Raw genomic sequence first — 17,383 nt, 5'->3', positions numbered from 1 at the left:
GCATCTCGCGATGATTCGCTCTTTCTCTACTCACGTTTCCCAGGCAAGGTCAGCACTTCATTTGACCAGCGGAAAAGTCAGGACGAATCGTGTTCCCTGCGGCTCACTTTCCGCATGTACCTTGCCACCGTGCAACTCCATGATCGTCCGCACTATTGCCAGTCCCAGCCCCGTCGATCCGCTCGCCGACGCACCGCTCGTCCGCGATGGATCCGCGCGATAAAACCGGTCAAAAACGCGTTCGAGCAGGTTCGCGTCCAGTGGAACGCCTTCGTTAGCCACTTCAACGCGCACTGCGCCGTCACGTTCGGCAACCGACAACATGATCTCGGCGTTACGCGGCGTAAAGCGCACCGCATTCGCAAGCAGATTGCTGACCGCTCGTCGGAAAAGTTCGATATCCGCCTTCAATCGCGCATGCCCCGTCACGCGAATTCGAATGCCGGCGTCTTCTGCAATTCCCTCAAAATAATCCGCTATCTTGAAGAGCTCTTCGTCGACATCAAACTCAAGCAAGTGCCGGGAAAAATGAGGGTGCTCGGCGCGGGCGAGAAAGAGGACATTTTCGATCATCCTTGAAAGGCGATCGCACTCTTCAAGATTCGATGCCAACAGCGTCTGGTATTCCTCGCTGGAACGTGGCCGTGCAAGCGCAACCTCGGTTGAGCCGCGTAAGTTGGCCAGGGGCGTGCGCATGTCATGGGCCAGGTCTGCCGTAAAGCGGGAGAGCCGGTTGAAACCATGCTCGAAGCCGGAAAACATGCCGTTGAGCGAGGCAATCAGCGTTTCGAGTTCTCGTGGCACTTTGCGCACCGCGATGCGGGCGCTTAAATTTTCAGTCGTAAAATCTGCCGCGCTAAGAGCGATATCACGCAAGGGCCTGAGTGACTGGCGCACCAGCAAGTAGCTCATCAAAAACGCCAGCAATGCGCCTGCGCCGCTTGCAAGAAAGAGCCGGTCGCGATACTTCCTTAGCAGCAGCCATCGGTCCGCCACATTGCGCATCACGACTATCTTGACGGTCGAACCATCAGCCAGTTGCGCCTCGGTGGCAACTCGCCGGAACGGCGTGCCATCGCTGGCGGTCAGGGCAGCAATCGATGCCGCCGTAATTTGCTCCGAGGCATCCAGCTTGGCCGCTGGCCACGCCATGCCGAGCGCTGCGTTGGACAAGTTATGCTGCAGGAGAACACGGCCAGATGAATCGATCACTTCCGCCGACAAAGCCCCGTTGCCCAGCACCTGGCTTTCCAGGCGCTCCTGATGCTGCGTCAGCTCGCTCACATTGGCCAGCTCTTGCGTCAGGCGGCGCATGTGCCGCGCCGCCAGCACGATGTCCTGATCGTCCTGCGTACTGACCTCGTGCGCGAGCGCCATATACACGTAGCTTCCGACCAGGGCGAATACCGCCAGCGTGGTTCCTGCAAAGGCCAGTGCCAATGTCTGCGTCAGCGACCGCGAGCGCATCAGTCGTCCTCTTTGGAGTCTATGACGTAGCCCACGCCACGTACTGTCTTGATGAGTTTGACTTCGAAGTCATCGTCTATTTTTGCTCGCAGCCGGCGGATGGCGACCTCGACCACATTGGTATCGCTGTCGAAATTCATGTCCCAGACATAAGATGCAATCTGGGTGCGGCTCATCACCTCGCCCTGCTTGCGCGCAAGCAGTTGCAGCAGCGCAAATTCGCGCGGGGTCAACTCTATACGCTTGCCTGCACGGCGGACCTTGCGGCGCGTCACATCGATTTCCAGATCCGCGAGCGTCAGCAAATCGTGTTCCCGTGGCGGTCCTCTGCGCGCCAATGTGCGGACCCGCGCGAGCAACTCGACAAACGCAAACGGCTTGACGAGATAATCATCGGCGCCGAGTTCGAGCCCACGTACGCGATCGATTACGTCGTCACGGGCAGTGAGAAACAGAACGGGGGTCGCTTTCAAGGTTCGAAGATTCTTCAGGACACTCCAGCCGTCCATGGTCGGCAACATCACGTCCAGCACGATGACGTCATATGTATCCTCTCGTGCCAGGATCAGACCTTCCGCGCCGTCAGCCGCCACATCGACCAGAAAGCCGGCCTCTTCCAGACCCTTCTTGATGTAGGCGAGCGCCTTTTGCTCATCCTCAATGACCAGAACCCTCATGTCGACGCCTCTCTGCAACGTTTTATTTACCTGAATGAATAGTACGCCACCCCGTTTGACTCTGACCCGCGATTCAAAACCCCGTGATGTTTCCATGAACACCCAAGAGAGCGCGATTCAATGACAGCCCTCAAATAATGGGGCAAACGATGAACCCGAACCGGGTGAAGCCGGGCTCCATGTTGCAACAGCCAACATGACGGGACTCCCATTATTTGATTACAAAATTGAGAGGTAACGAGGTTCTTGTTGTTGCGTTGATCGGCGTATTACTGCTGGGCGTGCTTCGCTGCATCTTCGATCACGGCAGCGACTTCCTTCGGACGCGACTCATAAACGGAGTGGCTCGCGCCCGGGATCACTGTCGTGTGGCTGTGCGCACGTGCGTAGTACCAGCGTTCGAGGTCCGGGTTGATGATCTTGTCTGCACCGGCGACGATGCCCCAGCTAGGCTTGGAGGTCCACGCGGCGACCGTCATGGGCGCCGAGAAAACCTTGGCGGCCGTCAGGATCTGCGATTGTGCTTCGAATTGCGCTTGCTTGAGCGGTAAATCAGCAGCGAAGTCTTTCGGGAAATCCGCCGGGTTCAGGTACGTGTAGCCGTCGTCGGTCTTCTTGATCGCGCCCGGTTGCTTCGATGTGTAGCTGGGCATGCCCTTGCCAAGGTCGCTTTCATCCTCGCCGACTGCCGGTGCGTGCGCGGCCACATACACCAGCCCGACAACGTTCGGGTGCACGCCTGCTTCAGTGATGATGGAACCGCCGTAGCTGTGGGCCACCAGGATCGTGGGACCGTCCTGCAGGTCGAGAACGCGCTTGGTTGCGGCTACGTCGTCGTCGAGAGAACTCAACGGCTCCTGCACCATGGTGACGTGATAGCCGTCTTTGGTCAGGATGTTATAGACGGGTTTCCATCCCGAACCGTCCACCCATGCGCCATGCACCAGGACAATGTTCTTCACCGGCGCATTCTTCGGCTGGGCATCCTGCGCCATTGCACCGGTCGATGCAAAGAGGCAAGCAGACAATGACAAGGCCGAGGCGACCAAAGGCAAGATTTTCACGAGAGACTCCGTTATTAGTTAGATGGGGGAAGGGATTAGAGAGAGCTAGTTGCCAGGCAAGATGAAGGGCGAAATCAGGTCCTGCGCGAGTCATTGGAATCGACAACAACAGCGCAGGCCCTGAACCGCGCCACTCAGCTACCCGCGTAGATGTTGCAGAAGCTGACCGGACCGACGCAGGTCGAATGCATGGCTGTATGCATCGGGGCGCCTGACGACGAAGTGCCGTTCTCAGCCACGCCGCCGTAGGCTTGCGTCGCCTGTTGCTGGCCGTTCTCAGCCGCGATCTTCGCTTCGGCAGCCTGAATGTCGGTCGGGTAGTTGATGTCGCTACCGCCGCCCGGTTGGTAACCCGCCTGTTCAACACGCACCAGGTCGGCACGCACTTCAGCGCGCGTCACAGGAGCATTCGATTGCGCGAAGCTGAGAACCGGAGCAGACAAGGCGCCAGCGGCGAGAGCGAGACAAACGAGAGCTTTTTTCATGATGACTATTCCCTTAATGAGTGTGATTGATTGGCGGGCAAATTTGCCCAGGAACGGATGACGCTGTAGCTGCCGGAACGAAATCAAACGACTGATATTTATTTCGGCATCCTTACCTAGTTGAATCTAAATTGCTGCGTTCATGCAGTGGCAAACACATCGGTATTGCTGTTATTCCACGATCGACCAAATAATTTCTTCGGCTTGCCGCTGACAGATCTTCGTAAGCCACGACTCGCAGCTTTGGATTTTTGCTCACATACGAAGTAGGCAAGGCCATCAACTTCTGTCCGCCGGCCGTTGCAATCTCTGTAACGTGCAATCAGTATCTGCTTTCAAGCTTGTCGCGAATCTGACATCAGCATTACCAAATTGTTATCTTTGGCCGGAGCCGGCTGATTGGGTGCAACACCGTGTTATGGCTGGATTTGAGCCAAGGGCAAGCCGGCCTTGTTCAAGAACCCATCGGGAATCCCGCTCATTGTGTGCATCGGGGTTCAGTCAGTCGCGTGCGGCGGATGATTGATCCATGCCATAAGCGTTTCTTCTCGTGCGAGACCGAAACCGTCTTGGCTTAATGTTTCCTTCGCTTTTACTGTTATGGGTAATCCCACAGCCGATGCAAGGAATTCCGTGAGCACTTCCCGAATCGCCGCTCGAGTGCGGCGCATCAAGCCGTCGCCGAGCACTTCCGCGGCAGACCGCGCCAACGAGTTGCGTCGCCAGGGCAAGTCCATTGTCAATCTGGTGGTCGGTGAACCCGATTTCGATACCCCGAAACATATTCGCGAGGCCGCCGCTGCCGCCATGGAGCGTGGCGCCACCCGTTACACGCTGATGGCCGGCACGCTTGAACTTCGCGAGGCTATCGTGGCGAAGCTGGCGCGTGAAAACGGACTGGCCTACGCGCCGAACGAAATCATTGTCACGAACGGCGCGAAAAGTGCGATCTATAGCGCGTTCTCCATCACGCTCGAACCGGCCGATGAAGTCATCGTGCCGGCTCCCTACTGGGTTTCGTACCCTGACATGGTGCTCGCCTGTGACGGGACCCCGGTGACCGTTGCATGCCCCGAAGAAAACGGTTTCAAGATCACCCCTTCGCAACTCGAGGCCGCGATCACGCCGCGCACGCGCTGGCTGTTGATCAACTCACCGAGCAATCCGACCGGGGCGAGCTATACGCTTGCTGAGTACCGCGCATTGGCTGATGTACTGGCCGCCCATCCTCATGTACTCGTCATGACGGACGACATCTACGAGCACCTGCGCTACGACGGCCAAAGCACACCCCACTTCCTGCAGGCCGCACCGGAACTGCGCGACCGGACGCTCGCGATCAACGGCGTGTCGAAGACGTATGCCATGACAGGCTGGCGGATTGGGTATGTGGCAGGCCCGCGGGACCTTATAGTCGCACTCGACACGCTGCTGTCCCAGTCCTCCGGTAACTGCTGCTCGATCAGTCAGGCTGCTGCGACGGCCGCGCTGAACGGCGATCAAAGCTTCGTGACGGAAAGCACCGCGATCTATAAAAAGCGCCGCGACGTGACGCTGGAAATGATCAACGCGATTCCCGGCTTGAGCTGCCGTCAGCCCGACGGCGCGTTCTATCTCTACATCAACTGTGAGGTGTTGCTGGGCAAGAGCACGCCTGAAGGCAAGCTTATTGCCAACGACACCGACGTCGTGATGTATCTGCTCGACAGTGCCGGCGTGGCTGTCGTTGCGGGTGTGGCCTACGGCCTGTCACCCTACTTCCGCTTATCGATCGCGACGTCGCTCGACGTCCTCGAAGAAGGATGCCGCCGCATCGCTGCCGCAGTGAAGGCACTGCGCTAAGCGACGTCCCGGAACCATTCAACCGCTTTCACCGATATCACAATGTCCGCTTATAAAGCTATCCGCAAGAATCCCTCCGCCAACCAGGCCGATGCCGCGATCATCGCGTCATTGCACGACATTCCCGTGTCGGCATTGAGCGACAACATGCATCGCAACATGGGCACGACAGGCCTGTCGCCCTACCATCGTCCGGTCGCCGCTACGATGGCCGGAACGGCCGTCACCGTGCGCTCCCGCGGCGGAGACAACCTCACGTATTTGCGCGCTCTCGAGTTTTGCCGCCCGGGCGACGTGCTCGTCATTGACGCGGGCGGCGACCTCAACAACGCGGTCATCGGCGGCATTCTCACGTTCTATGCTGCGAGCATTGGCGTGGCCGGCATTGTGATCGACGGCGCGATCCGCGATGTAGCCGAAATCCGCAGCCGCGATTTTCCGGTCTATGCGCGCGGCGTTACGCACCGCGGCCCTTATAAGGACGGTCCGGGCGAGATCAATGTGACGGTTAGTGTAGGCGGCATGGTGGTGAATCCCGGCGATATCGTGGTCGGCGATCAGGACGGTGCACTGGCGATTCCTCAAGACGATGCAGCAACCGTGATCGAGAAAGCCCGTGCAGTGCTGGAGGCTGAAGCACGCACCATGCAGGCCATGAGAGAGGGTAAGTGGGACCGATCGTTTATCGATGCACTCGAGGCGCGCTGTAACAACTAAGGCGATCCGCAGCTTGAAAAGAAAACCCAAAAAGCGCGTTGTGACCACAACGCGCTTTTTGTTTTCGTCAGCAAAGTGGATTTATTTAAAGCGTTGCCGTCACGCCGCCATCGACATAAAGAATGTGTCCATTGACGAAGTTCGAGGCTGAACTCGTGAGGAATATTGCCGCGCCCACCAGGTCTTCAACATCGCCCCAACGCCGCGACGGTGTGCGTCCGATAAGCCATGCGCTAAAGGTTTCGTTTTTCACGAGCGCTTCGGTCAACTCGGTCTTGAAGTAACCCGGTCCGAGCCCGTTCACCTGGATGCCGTGCTTGCCCCAGTCGATCGCCATGCCCTTGGTCAACATTTTCACAGCGCCTTTCGTCGCGGTGTAGGCAGCAATGTCGGGGCGTCCGAGCTCGCTTTGAACCGAGCAGATATTGACGATCTTGCCGGCGCCACGCGTGATCATGAAACGCGCGACCGCCTGCCCGACCAGGAACACGCTGTCCACGTTCGTCTTCATCAACTCTTGCCATTGCTCGTGCGAAAACTGGTCCAGAGGCGCGCGACGCTGCATCCCGGCGTTATTGACAAGAATGTCGATGGGCCCGTCCTCACGTTCAATCTTTTCGATCGCAGCCGTTACCGCCGACGGGGACGTCACGTCGAAACTCATTGCGTTGACGGTCAAACCTTCATCGCGCAGATGCGCCGCCGCTTCTGCAAGGCGCGCCTCATTGCGGCCGTTCAGGATAACCTGCGCACCGGCGCCCGCAAGTCCGCGCGCGAGTGCAAAGCCGATCCCGCCACTCGACCCCGTGACAAGCGCGCGCTTACCGGTCAAATCAAACATCTTGAGCATCTGATTCAAAATATCTCCTGATTATTCGTATGTTCCTGAGTGCAAGCTCCGGCGTTTTCACCTTGGCTGCGAGCGTCGAGCCATGCCGATATCTGGCCGAGTTGCAGGTCCGTCGCGTCCGATGCGTGCACAGCCAGAACGTTTGGCTCCCCCTCAGGCGACTCAAGCGCCTCGAACTGGTGGGCCACCAACGAGGCCGGAAATTCATGTGCTGTCCGGGCGATCACGCGTTGCATCGCAATGCCTGGAGCGACATCGAGAAAGACGAACTTGATGTTCTCAACGTGCCGCCGCAGCGTCTCGCGGTAGCTTCGCTTCAAAGCGGAACAGGACAGCACGACCGAATCCGTCTCGTCGGCCATTATGCTCGCCAGCAGTTCGAGCCAGGGTTCGCGGTCGGCATCGCCGAGTCCAACGCCGTTGCGCATTTTCTCGCGGCTGCTCGCCAGATGATACTCGTCTCCTTCGACGAAACGTGCATGGAGCAAGCGCGCAAGGGCCTCTCCGAGCGTCGATTTTCCCGAGCCCGATACGCCCATCACAACAATTTTATGGTTCACCTATGGTCCACACACACTAAGCGATTTTTTCGCGGTTCAAACGATAAGGCAGTCAGCGCATCGGCAGAAACGCGAAACGCGTATCCGCCGATGCGCTCATGGCATGGCGCGCTCAGGACACCGGCGTGAACTTGAGCTGATCGATCGGCGTCACCTTGTCGGTACGCGAGAGACCGTAAGGCGTCTTCGGACCAAGCCACTTGTTGAAAATCGCGCTCATCTCGCCGCTCGTCTCAAGCGACATCAGGGCTTTGTTCACGGCGCCGAGCATGGCCGGTTCGTTCTGGCGCAAGCCAACGGCGATCGGTTCGATCAACATGGGCTCGGCAGCAATCGCGACAGCGTTATCTGATCCCTCAACCTGTTTCGAAATCTTGATTGCGGTCATCTGGTTGGTCACGAAGCCCTTCACCTTTCCTTGCTGCAACGCGAGGAACGCCGAACTGGTGTCGTGGAACGTCACGGCCTGGCCGTCCTTGATGGAGAGCGGGATGGATTGCGCTGAGGTCGAGCCGTCAGCCGCGCTGATTTTTTGCCCTGAGAAATCGGCGAGCTTTTTCCCGGCATCGGCCTTCTTGACGATCAGCACTTCCTTGGTCGAATAGTAAGCGTCGCTGAAGGACACCTGCGTGGCACGGGTCTTGGTGTAGGCAAGGTTCGCCACCACTATGTCCACGCGACCGAGTTTCAGTTGCGGAATGCGCGCTTCAACTGCAAGCGGCTCGAGACTCACCTTAACGCCGAGCTGCTTCGCAATGGCCGTGCAGATATCCACATCCATGCCTTCGAGCTGACGCGTCTGCGCGTTCGGATACGAAAACGGCTCTACGTTTGAATACACTCCGCAACTCAAGGTCCCGTGTGCCTTGATATCGGACAACTGATCCGCCTGAGCAGGCGCGACGCACGCGACCCACCCCGTCAGCGCCAGCATGCCCGCTAATCCTGCTTTTGAACGCATCGAAAAACTCCTGACCTTGATTGAATTGAGAACGACCTGGCTTTAAAAACAATACGAACGCATTAGTGGGTGCGCAAATCCGACAAGAACCGCTGAGCCCGTTCATGCTGCGGATGCAAAAAGAACGCTTCCGGCTCAGCGGTCTCAATGATCTTTCCCGCATCCATGAACCACACGCGATCCGCCACCTCGCGAGCGAAACCCATTTCATGGGTCACGCACATCATCGTCATGCCGTCCTGCGCGAGGCTCTTCATGACGTTGAGCACTTCGCCCACCATCTCGGGATCGAGTGCACTGGTGGGCTCGTCGAAGAGCATGGCCGGTGGGTCCATTGCAAGCGCGCGTGCAATGGCCACGCGTTGCTGCTGCCCGCCCGACAACTGACCCGGGAACGCCTGCGCCTTGTTGCCCAGTCCTACGCGCGACAACAGGTCTGCCGCCTTGCGCTCGGCTACGGCGCGCTTCATGCCGCGTACGCGCATGGGCGAGAGCGTGATGTTGTCGAGCACGGAAAGATGCGGGAACAGGTTGAATTGCTGAAACACGAACCCGACCTTGCTGCGGAATGCATTCAGACTCACTTTCCTCTCGTGGATATCCTGATCGTCGAACGAGATATTCCCGCCATCGATTTCTTCAAGACGATTGACCGTGCGAATCAACGTGGATTTGCCCGAACCGGATGGCCCGCACACCACCACAACCTCGCCCTTGCGTACCTCGGCGTTGACATCCACGAGCGCGTGATATTCGCCATACCACTTGTTCACGCCGGAAAATTTGATCATGTCGGATCCTTCGAACGGTTAAGCGGTCATTGCTCGCTCACGGCGGCTTCAAGGAGCGGTTGCTCGGCGCCGGGACGCGTCTTGTTGCCTGTCTTGTTGCCCTTCCCTGCCCGCTTGCGCGTCACGCGTCTCTCAAGGTAATGAGCCAGCTGTGTCAGCGCGTAGCAAAGAACGAAGTAGCTCAACGCGAGAATGAGGTAGACGGGAAACGGCTTGGTGAGAAGCCGGTTGTTGATCTGGTCGGCCGCGAAGGAGAGCTCCTGGACATTGATGATGTATCCCAGCGACGTCTCCTTGATCGTCGAGACAAACTGCGTGACCATGCTCGGGACTACGTTATAGAGCGCCTGCGGCAGGATCACCGCGCGCATGGTCTTCAGGTAGCTCATGCCCAATGCTCTGGACGCCTCGGTCTGCCCCTTCGGCAGTGCCTCGATACCTGCGCGAATGATCTCGCCGAGGTAAGCCGAGTCGTAGATCACGAGGGCGCACAGCATGGTCACGAATCCGGTCACGGGGTAACCCGTCAGTACCGGGACAAGAAAATAGACCCAGAAGATGACCATCAGCAGCGGCACGCCGCGAACCGCGTAGACAAGTCCGGTCGCCGGTGCGCGCAATACCTTGAAGTGGCTGATACGAGCTAGTGCAACGAGGATACCTAACGGAATCGCAATGACCAGTGCCGATACGGACAGCAGGATGGTCACAACGATGCCGCCGATAGGACCATGCGGATACTGCCCGATCAGCAGCAAGGTCCAGTTGTCGCGCAAGACGTCGAACATGATCACTTGACTCCCGGAATGCGGTAGTGCGCTGCGATCCTGGCGCCAGCCAGCATGATGACGAGTGACAAGGCGAGATAGAGCACGGTCGCAACCAGATAGGACTCGAACGACAGGAACGTCTCGTTCTCGACCTTGCGCGTGACGTAGGTGAGTTCGGCTGCGCCGATCGCCATCGCCAGGCTGGTGTTCTTGAACAGCACGACAGCGTGGTTCACCATCGGCGGAATCGAGTTGCGCAACGCTTGGGGAAGGATCACGTAACGCATGCCCTTGATGAAGTTCAATCCCAGTGCTCGCGATGCTTCGTACTGACCGTAGGAAATGGCTCGCAACCCGCTGCGGATGTCTTCCGACAGATAAGCGCCACTGCACAGCCCGATCGCGATGACCGCGAAGATGAACTGGCCGTTGTACTGGTTCAGCCAGTCTTGCAGGGGCATCGGCAGCAGGGTCGAGATCCCGAAGTACCAGAACAGGATCTGCACGAGCGTGGGCACGTTCCGGTGATAAGCCACGAAGGTGGACACGAACATCGTGCACGGCCGGCGGTTCGTGAGGCGGATCATGGTCAGCAGAATGCCTACGACCAGCGACAGGCACCATGCCAGCCCGGCCATCGCGAGCGTCAGTTCGACACCGTGCAGGAACAATGCGCCGTAGTCGCCTTGCAGTACCGTCGCCAGGTCGAAATGAAGTTTCATGTCACGCGTTCCGAAGAGTTCAGAGCACCCTTATGCCGGTGCCCGGGTGGGTCGACGACATCCCGCTTTGACTGCCGGAAGATCTTGTCGACGTTCGCCATGAATTCATACTAGCTCGCAAAAAATTGACCATGCAGACGCCTTTCTTCTGGGACGATAAGTTTCGCGAATGGTCCCGGCGAGAATGCGCCGGAGCCAGGCCAGCAAAGGACGCGGGCCGGTTTTTCAATCTTCCCTGAAGCGCATTCGATGCCCGGTCGAGCGTGGGTATCGAGCACTCGCGAGCACCGTTCAAGCCGGTGCGGACACCTGTGTCAGAACCTGCGGGTTAACCGGGGTGAGCACCTGACCGTTGTTCAATGCGGCGATCAGGTTATCGACGCAAAGCGATGCCATGGCACGACGCGTCCTGATCGACGCGCTGCCAATGTGCGGTGTCAGTACCACGTTCTTGCAGGCGAGCAACGCGGGATTGACCTGAGGTTCGCCCTCGAAGACATCGAGCGCGGCGGCGGCAATGCTGCCCTCCCTCAGTGCTTCGGCGAGCGCGAGGTCATCGACTACGCCGCCTCGCGCGATGTTCGTCAGCGTCGCTGATGATTTCATTTGCTTGAGCTCCGCCCGGCCGATTGCGTGATGCGAACTGGCGGAATAAGGCACGACCAGAATCAGATGGTCGGACTCGCGAAGCAGCGCTTCCTTCTCGACATAACGCGCGCCGCACTCGGCCTCTGTCGCGGCCGCCAGCGGCGTCCGGTTGTGATAGATCACGTCCATGTCGAATCCGCGTGACGCGCGTTTCGCGATCTCCTGCCCAATGCGGCCCATGCCCAGGATGCCGAGCTTGGCGCCGTACACATCGCCGCCCACGAACATATCGAAGCGGCCGGTCGTGACCCACTCGCCGGCTCGCAGGAAATGCTCGGACTCGGTGATGCGGCGAGCCGCGGCCATCATGAGGGCGAAGCCGAAATCGGCCGTGGTCTGCGTCAGCACGTCCGGCGTGTTGGTGACGAGCACGCCGCGCGCGGTGCACGCGTCGACATCGACGTTGTTATAGCCCACGCCGATGTTGCACACGGCCTTCAGTTCCGGACACGCATCGAGCAGCGTCGCATCAATCCGGTCACTACCGGCCGTCACCGCGCCGCGCTTGCGTTGCAGATGGGCGATCAGTTCCGGCTGGGTCCATAGCGTGTCCGACGGATTATCGGTCACGTCGAAATGTTCATTGAGCTTTTCCACGATGTCGGGAAACGATGCCCGCGTGACAAGAACGGAAGAGCGCATAGGGTGATCTCCAGATGATTCGATGAGAAGTACGAACGAGCGGGCAAGCACGAACGGCCTTGGTGGCGCGTGCGTGCGAGCGGTTTAGTCGCGCTTGATCGTGGTCAGCCCGCCCGGCACCTGCAAGGTCGGCAAGATTTCCATGTTGCTGATGTTGACCGCGAGCGGGGCAGCAATCGCGAACGCGATGGCGTCGGCAATATCCGAGGGCAAAGGCAGTTCGAATCCATCAATGTATTGCTTGCGTGCCGCCTCGATATCACCGTGCACGTGCCCGAAGATATCGGTGGCCACTCGGCCCGGGCAGATCTCGGTCACGCGCACGCGCTTGCCGGTTGCATCGACGCGCAATTGGCGCGACAACGCGTGAACACCCGCCTTGGTCGCGTGATAGATCGAGTTGCCGCCGAAGTTATAAATGGCTGCGATCGAAGTGATGTTCACAATATGGCCGCGGTCGCGCGCCACCATGCCGGGCATGGTCAACCTGACAATGTGCATGACCGCCTGAAGATTCACTTCAACCTGCACGTCGATGTCGTCGACGCTGGCATCGAGGATCGAGCCTTTGCGCGATACGCCCGCGTTGTTCACGACAATATCGAACGGTACTTGCTCCGTGAGTTTGGTCACGGCGTCGAGATCGGAGACATCGATGGCGTGCGGGATACATCCGGTGCGCTCTGCCAGTTCGTTCAGCCGCTCGGCATTGCGCGCGAGCGCGTGCACTTCGAGCCCTTCGCGGCAGAAGCGCTCGACAATCGCGGCGCCCATTCCGGTTGAAGCGCCGGTTACTAAAGCGATCTTGTAGTCTGAAAACGGCATGAATTACCCCTGTTCTTGATTCACAAAAAAATGGCGCTCACTTGATGAGCCGCGATACCGGCACGATGCGCCCGCCACCCGATTCGATCGCGCCCCGCACCGTGCGCGCGAGTTCGACTGCTCCGGGCGTGTCGCCGTGAAGCAGGATCGACTGCGCGACGATCTTCAATCGCTGGCCGGTGATGGTCGTGACCGTGCCGTCCTCGAGCAACTGCGTCACGCGGGCAAGCACGGCTGCCCGGTCCTTGATCACGGCGCCGTCGAGCTTGCGCGAGACGAGGTTGCCTTCGTTGTCGTAGGCGCGATCGGCGAGAAAGGTGTTAGCGACCCGCAAGCCGATTTTGTCGGCGGCACGCTCGATCTGCGTGTTCGTCGATACACTGACGATAATGCGATCATCGAAATCGGCCACCGCGCGCACAAGCGGCTCGGCAAGTTCGTACGATGCCGCGGCCATGTTGCCGAGCGCGCCATGAAAACTCATGTGCGTGAGATGCGCTCCCGCAGCTTTTGCAATGCCCGCGAGCGCGCCCATCTGGTACAGCACGTACTTGGCGAGTTCAAGCGGATCAGCTTGAATGGGCCGGCGTCCGAAGCCCATGAGATCGGGAAAGCCGACATGCGCGCCAAGGTCAATGTCGCGTCCCAGTGTCATGCGCACCGTCCGGTCCATGATCACCGGATCGCCTGCGTGATAGCCGCACGCCACGTTGGCCGACGAGACGATCTCCATCATTGCCTCGTCTTCGCCCATCCGGTACGGGCCGAAGCCTTCGCCCAGGTCCGCGTTCAGATCGATTTCCATGGTGTCACTCCGTTTAAAGATTGCCGGCCGGCGCGAGGGTCATCAGCGCGGTCCCGTACCCGACCGTCGCGCCCGCCTCGACCAGCCACTTCACGACGACACCGTCTGAAGGCGAGATCACCGGAAGGCAAAGCTGCGCAACGCGCAGCAGGCCCAGCACATCGCCCTGCCGGACCGCTGCACCCGGTTCGACAATAGGCGTTGATCGCATCGGATGGCAGGTCATCAAGACCCCCGGGGACGTGGCCAGGACCCGCGTCTCCTGCAGGGTCGGCGCGGACCGCACGGGCTGTGGACCAGTCGCACCACCGCCCTCAAGCGTCAGCCGGACCAAGGTCCCTTTCCCGCCGATTTCGATAAACCCGATGCCCGCCGTTTCGAGCCATCCGGTGATCTGCCGAAGCTCGCTTATCTGCAATTCTTTTTTCTGTGTCATCGCGCTACGGCCTTGTGCCCCGATGGAGCCCGACGAGGTTACGCAGCTTCGTCATATAGCGGTCGAGATCATCCAGCGCGTCGACGCCCGCTTCGTAGCTGGTCTGCACGAAGCGCAGCTTCGAGCCGATGCGCGCCTGCGCCAGCCGCCAAAGATCCGCTTCGATGACCGTGCCGATCTTCGGGTAACCGCCCGAGGGCTGCGCGTCTCGCAACTGGATGATCGGCTGGCCACTGGGCGGCACCTGGATCACACCCGGCACAATGCCGTGCGAGCGCATCTCCTCGGGACGTTTTGAAACCAGCACCGGCCCGCCAAGGCGATATCCATAACGATCGCTTTGCGGCGTGACCTTCCAGCTTTCCCGCCAGAACGCTTCGATGGAGTCCTGCTCGTAAGCCTCGTATTCACCGGCCGGCAACACGCGCACAACGGTGTCGGCGGGGTCGGTCAGCGGACTTGTTTCAAGCTCGCCAAGCGTCCATGAAGGTGGCGTCACGCCGAAGCCGGCTACCTCGTTGACTGTCTCGCTCTGCGCCAATTCAACATCCGCTGCCTGAACGACATCGCCTTTTTTGAGCTGCCGCCCGAGGAAACCACCGAACTCGCCTCGCAGTTGCGTGCTGCGCGACCCGAGCACGACCGGCACGTCCACGCCCCCCTTGAGCAGCAGATAACACCGCGCTCCACTTGCGGGAACGCCAATGGTCAGCACATCGTCCTTCTTCGCCTGCAGGGTCCACCACGGCAAGACCGGGCGCTCGCCAAGACGCGCCGAGCAGTCAGCTCCTGTCAACGCGAACGCGGTGTCTTGCGTGAAGCGAACGCGAAACGGGAATAGCGGGATCTCGATGCCGGCGGCATCGTCGGGATTGCCCAGCATCAGGTTGCCAATGGCAAGCGCTACGCGGTCCATCGCGCCCGACGTGCCCACGCCGTATCGCAGATAGCCTTGTCGGCCCTGATCCTGAATCGTCGCCAGAGCGGCGTTGGAAAGTACCTCGATCATCGGACAATCCTTTCGACACTGAAGCGGATCATGTCGCCGGGCGCGAACATGGCGGGGTCTGTCCGGGTCGGGTCAAAGAACGACATGTCCGTGTGACCGATCGTGTTCCAGCCGCTCGGTCCCGCTGACGCCGAGACACCGGTCTGGACTCCGCCTATGGATACCGCGCCGCCCGGCAATCCGAGCACCGGCACCTTGCGGCGCGGCGCGGCGATGCGCGGGTCCATGCCGCCGAGATAACAATATCCCGGGTGACTGCCGAGGGCATAAACCGTGTAAAGCGGTTCGCTGTGCAGCGCGACAATCTCATCCACCGAGAGGCCTGTGTGCGCGACCACGTCGCTCAAATGCGGGCCGAAATTCCCACCGTATTGAACGGGCAGCACGACGGTCTTGCCTTCGAGCGACAGCTCTTCCGCCGCTTCCCAGGCGTCGTGCAGAGCGGCAACGAGCGAGCCAGGCTGGCGCGGCGGCCGGTCGAATGTGAGCATGAGGTTCGACATGCCGGGAACGGCTTCGCGAATACCCTCCCACGTTGCGGCACGTTGACCGAGCGCCCAGATGCGGCGCTGCGTCTGCAGATCGAGTTCGCCGGGCGCTTCGAACAGCATCGCGCTCGTCCCAAGCAGGCTGATCCGCGGTTTTTGATCGGAGTCGCTCGGGGTCGCCAAGTGCGCATTCCCTTGCACATTTTGTTGGGGACGCTTGGATGTCATGGCGCCCGTAGTCGTTGCGTCGAGCACGCGCTCGAGAATCGGGCTCAATTCGTTCTCCTTGCCAGCCAGCGTTCCAGATGGTGAATATCGACGCCGCCCGCGCAGAAGTCGTTATCGTCGAGTATTGCCCGATGCAGCGGCACATTCGTTCGAATGCCTTCTATGCGCATCTCCGACAGCGCGATGCGCATGCGCGCGAGCGCTTCGGCTCGACTCGCGCCATGGGTCACGACCTTTGCGATCAGTGAGTCGTAATACGGCGGCACCGTGAGACCCGCGTTCATGTGCGAATCCACGCGCACGCCGTTGCCACCTGGTAGTTCCCAATGCGAGATGCGACCCGGGCAAGGCATGAACGTCGACGGATCTTCCGCATTGATACGGCATTCGAGCGAGTGACCGTTGGTGAGGATATCCGCCTGAGTGATCGAAAGCACGTGACCTTGTGCGACGCGAATCTGCTCGCGGACTACGTCGATACCCGACGTCATCTCGGTCACCGGATGCTCGACCTGCAAACGTGTGTTCATTTCGATGAAATAGAACTCACCGTTCTCGTAGAGAAATTCGAACGTCCCTACTCCCCGGTACCCGTTCTGCCTGCACGCTTCCACGCAGCGCTCACCCACCTGACGGATGAGGTCTGCATCGATGCCGGGCGCAGGCGCCTCTTCCAGCACCTTCTGATGTCGGCGCTGCATCGAGCAATCGCGTGATCCGAGCCAGAGCGCGTTGCCGTGGGTATCGCATAGAACCTGGATCTCGACATGGCGCGGATGCTCGAGGAATTTTTCGACATAGAGCTCGGGTTTCCCAAATGCGCGGCGGGCTTCCTCGCGCGTCACGGCGACAGCATCGAGCAATTGTGCTGCGTCAGGCACGACGCGCATGCCGCGGCCTCCTCCGCCGCCGGCCGCTTTCACGATCACCGGATAACCGATCTCGGCAGCTGCCCTCAGGATGCCCTGAGGATCCTCTGGCAAGCCGCCTTCGGGGCCGGGAACGCAAGGCACGCCCGCTGCGCGCATCGCACGCTTGGCGGCTACCTTGTCGCCCATGATGCGAATGGAGCGCGGTTCCGGGCCGATGAACGTCATGCCCGCGGCCTCGACCTGGTCGGCGAAGTCCGCGTTCTCCGATAAAAATCCGTAGCCCGGATGCACGGCTTCGGCGCCGCTGACATGCGCGGCGAACAGGATCGCCGCGCCCTTCAAATAGCTTTGCCCGGGTGCGGCCGGACCGATGCAGATTGCCTGGTCAGCGAGACGTACATGGCGGGCGTCCGCATCGGCTTCTGAGTAAACGGCGACTGTTTCCAGCCCCAGTTCGCGGCAAGCACGCTGGATACGCAGCGCGATTTCTCCGCGATTCGCGATCAAGACCTTGTTGAACATGA

19 protein-coding genes are annotated in these 17,383 nt (G+C 59.8%); 2 read left to right on the top strand and 17 right to left on the bottom strand.

The window, feature by feature from the left end; translation table 11 throughout:
- Window positions 1-57: 57 nt before the first annotated feature.
- The 4 genes from FH08_RS0120385 to FH08_RS0120370 all read right to left on the bottom strand — a co-directional run bounded on the left by FH08_RS0120385 (window position 58) and on the right by FH08_RS0120370 (window position 3,693).
- Window positions 58-1,467 carry a heavy metal sensor histidine kinase gene (locus FH08_RS0120385; RefSeq protein ID WP_031360120.1) on the bottom strand — a complete coding sequence of 470 codons (1,410 nt, stop codon included), beginning with the start codon at window positions 1,465-1,467 and terminating at the stop codon, window positions 58-60.
- Entirely contained in the window at window positions 1,467-2,144 is a 678-nt protein-coding gene (locus FH08_RS0120380; RefSeq protein ID WP_031360119.1) for a heavy metal response regulator transcription factor, read from the bottom strand. The genes FH08_RS0120385 and FH08_RS0120380 overlap by 1 nt, the downstream gene beginning before the upstream one ends.
- A 269-nt stretch (window positions 2,145-2,413) precedes the next feature.
- On the bottom strand, window positions 2,414-3,139 hold the full coding sequence (locus FH08_RS0120375) for an alpha/beta hydrolase (protein WP_081889528.1): 726 nt from the start codon (window positions 3,137-3,139) through the stop codon (window positions 2,414-2,416).
- Window positions 3,140-3,342: 203 nt separating this feature from the next.
- On the bottom strand, window positions 3,343-3,693 hold the full coding sequence (locus tag FH08_RS0120370) for a DUF4148 domain-containing protein (RefSeq protein WP_031360117.1): 351 nt from the start codon (window positions 3,691-3,693) through the stop codon (window positions 3,343-3,345).
- Between the two features lie 633 nt (window positions 3,694-4,326).
- Between FH08_RS0120370 and FH08_RS0120365 the strand changes: the two genes are divergently transcribed.
- Together FH08_RS0120365 and FH08_RS0120360 are read left to right on the top strand one after the other, a co-directional pair.
- Window positions 4,327-5,535 (top strand): aspartate transaminase, encoded by a 1,209-nt coding sequence (locus tag FH08_RS0120365; protein WP_031360116.1) that lies wholly within the window; start codon window positions 4,327-4,329, stop codon window positions 5,533-5,535.
- Between the two features lie 42 nt (window positions 5,536-5,577).
- On the top strand, window positions 5,578-6,252 hold the full coding sequence (locus FH08_RS0120360) for an RraA family protein (RefSeq protein WP_031360115.1): 675 nt from the start codon (window positions 5,578-5,580) through the stop codon (window positions 6,250-6,252).
- Between the two features lie 85 nt (window positions 6,253-6,337).
- Here the strand turns inward: FH08_RS0120360 and FH08_RS0120355 are convergent, their stop codons facing one another.
- From FH08_RS0120355 to accC, 13 genes are all read right to left on the bottom strand, one after another.
- A complete protein-coding gene (locus FH08_RS0120355) occupies window positions 6,338-7,102 on the bottom strand; it encodes a glucose 1-dehydrogenase (RefSeq protein WP_031360114.1) in 765 nt (254 codons plus the stop codon).
- Between the two features lie 5 nt (window positions 7,103-7,107).
- Window positions 7,108-7,662, bottom strand: a complete 555-nt coding sequence (locus tag FH08_RS0120350) for a gluconokinase (protein ID WP_235210425.1) — start codon at window positions 7,660-7,662, stop codon at window positions 7,108-7,110.
- A 112-nt stretch (window positions 7,663-7,774) separates the two neighbouring features.
- Window positions 7,775-8,623: a transporter substrate-binding domain-containing protein gene (locus FH08_RS0120345; RefSeq protein ID WP_031360112.1), complete on the bottom strand. Its 849-nt coding sequence runs from the start codon at window positions 8,621-8,623 to the stop codon at window positions 7,775-7,777.
- Window positions 8,624-8,685: 62 nt separating this feature from the next.
- A complete protein-coding gene (locus FH08_RS0120340) occupies window positions 8,686-9,414 on the bottom strand; it encodes an amino acid ABC transporter ATP-binding protein (protein ID WP_031360111.1) in 729 nt (242 codons plus the stop codon).
- A gap of 26 nt (window positions 9,415-9,440) precedes the next feature.
- Window positions 9,441-10,202 carry an amino acid ABC transporter permease gene (locus FH08_RS0120335; protein ID WP_051888386.1) on the bottom strand — a complete coding sequence of 254 codons (762 nt, stop codon included), beginning with the start codon at window positions 10,200-10,202 and terminating at the stop codon, window positions 9,441-9,443.
- A 2-nt stretch (window positions 10,203-10,204) separates the two neighbouring features.
- Entirely contained in the window at window positions 10,205-10,906 is a 702-nt protein-coding gene (locus FH08_RS0120330) for an amino acid ABC transporter permease (RefSeq protein WP_031360109.1), read from the bottom strand.
- A gap of 291 nt (window positions 10,907-11,197) precedes the next feature.
- A complete protein-coding gene (locus FH08_RS0120325) occupies window positions 11,198-12,196 on the bottom strand; it encodes a 2-hydroxyacid dehydrogenase (protein WP_031360108.1) in 999 nt (332 codons plus the stop codon).
- Between the two features lie 84 nt (window positions 12,197-12,280).
- Entirely contained in the window at window positions 12,281-13,021 is a 741-nt protein-coding gene (locus FH08_RS0120320; RefSeq protein ID WP_031360107.1) for an SDR family oxidoreductase, read from the bottom strand.
- 37 nt (window positions 13,022-13,058) lie between these two features.
- The gene (locus FH08_RS0120315; protein ID WP_031360106.1) at window positions 13,059-13,826 is read right to left on the bottom strand and encodes a LamB/YcsF family protein; all 768 of its coding nucleotides are present in this window, start codon (window positions 13,824-13,826) and stop codon (window positions 13,059-13,061) included.
- 13 nt (window positions 13,827-13,839) lie between these two features.
- Window positions 13,840-14,262 carry an acetyl-CoA carboxylase biotin carboxyl carrier protein gene (locus FH08_RS49550; protein ID WP_051888385.1) on the bottom strand — a complete coding sequence of 141 codons (423 nt, stop codon included), beginning with the start codon at window positions 14,260-14,262 and terminating at the stop codon, window positions 13,840-13,842.
- Between the two features lie 4 nt (window positions 14,263-14,266).
- Window positions 14,267-15,271 carry a biotin-dependent carboxyltransferase family protein gene (locus tag FH08_RS0120305; protein WP_031360104.1) on the bottom strand — a complete coding sequence of 335 codons (1,005 nt, stop codon included), beginning with the start codon at window positions 15,269-15,271 and terminating at the stop codon, window positions 14,267-14,269.
- Window positions 15,268-16,035 (bottom strand): 5-oxoprolinase subunit PxpB, encoded by a 768-nt coding sequence (pxpB, locus tag FH08_RS0120300; RefSeq protein WP_268810831.1) that lies wholly within the window; start codon window positions 16,033-16,035, stop codon window positions 15,268-15,270. The genes FH08_RS0120305 and pxpB overlap by 4 nt, the downstream gene beginning before the upstream one ends.
- On the bottom strand, window positions 16,032-17,381 hold the full coding sequence (gene accC, locus FH08_RS0120295; RefSeq protein ID WP_031360102.1) for an acetyl-CoA carboxylase biotin carboxylase subunit: 1,350 nt from the start codon (window positions 17,379-17,381) through the stop codon (window positions 16,032-16,034). Before accC ends, pxpB begins: the two co-directional genes overlap by 4 nt.
- Between the last annotated feature and the right edge of the window lie 2 nt (window positions 17,382-17,383).

The organism is Caballeronia sordidicola (genome assembly GCF_000729995.1).
Classification (GTDB): Bacteria; Pseudomonadota; Gammaproteobacteria; order Burkholderiales; family Burkholderiaceae; genus Caballeronia; species Caballeronia sordidicola_A.
This window is presented reverse-complemented; position numbering and strand designations above follow the sequence as displayed.

Coding starts and splice junctions, on each gene's coding strand:
- FH08_RS0120360 (WP_031360115.1), top strand. CDS start 5,578: ATGTCCGCTTATAAAGCTATCCGCAAGAATCCCTCCGCCAACCAGGCC.
- FH08_RS0120345 (WP_031360112.1), bottom strand. CDS start 8,623: ATGCGTTCAAAAGCAGGATTAGCGGGCATGCTGGCGCTGACGGGGTGG.
- FH08_RS0120335 (WP_051888386.1), bottom strand. CDS start 10,202: ATGTTCGACGTCTTGCGCGACAACTGGACCTTGCTGCTGATCGGGCAG.
- FH08_RS0120305 (WP_031360104.1), bottom strand. CDS start 15,271: ATGATCGAGGTACTTTCCAACGCCGCTCTGGCGACGATTCAGGATCAG.
- FH08_RS0120325 (WP_031360108.1), bottom strand. CDS start 12,196: ATGCGCTCTTCCGTTCTTGTCACGCGGGCATCGTTTCCCGACATCGTG.
- FH08_RS0120385 (WP_031360120.1), bottom strand. CDS start 1,467: ATGCGCTCGCGGTCGCTGACGCAGACATTGGCACTGGCCTTTGCAGGA.
- FH08_RS0120380 (WP_031360119.1), bottom strand. CDS start 2,144: ATGAGGGTTCTGGTCATTGAGGATGAGCAAAAGGCGCTCGCCTACATC.
- FH08_RS0120375 (WP_081889528.1), bottom strand. CDS start 3,139: ATGGCGCAGGATGCCCAGCCGAAGAATGCGCCGGTGAAGAACATTGTC.
- FH08_RS0120320 (WP_031360107.1), bottom strand. CDS start 13,021: ATGCCGTTTTCAGACTACAAGATCGCTTTAGTAACCGGCGCTTCAACC.
- FH08_RS0120330 (WP_031360109.1), bottom strand. CDS start 10,906: ATGAAACTTCATTTCGACCTGGCGACGGTACTGCAAGGCGACTACGGC.
- FH08_RS0120340 (WP_031360111.1), bottom strand. CDS start 9,414: ATGATCAAATTTTCCGGCGTGAACAAGTGGTATGGCGAATATCACGCG.
- FH08_RS0120355 (WP_031360114.1), bottom strand. CDS start 7,102: ATGCTCAAGATGTTTGATTTGACCGGTAAGCGCGCGCTTGTCACGGGG.
- FH08_RS0120370 (WP_031360117.1), bottom strand. CDS start 3,693: ATGAAAAAAGCTCTCGTTTGTCTCGCTCTCGCCGCTGGCGCCTTGTCT.
- FH08_RS0120315 (WP_031360106.1), bottom strand. CDS start 13,826: ATGGAAATCGATCTGAACGCGGACCTGGGCGAAGGCTTCGGCCCGTAC.
- accC (WP_031360102.1), bottom strand. CDS start 17,381: ATGTTCAACAAGGTCTTGATCGCGAATCGCGGAGAAATCGCGCTGCGT.
- FH08_RS49550 (WP_051888385.1), bottom strand. CDS start 14,262: ATGACACAGAAAAAAGAATTGCAGATAAGCGAGCTTCGGCAGATCACC.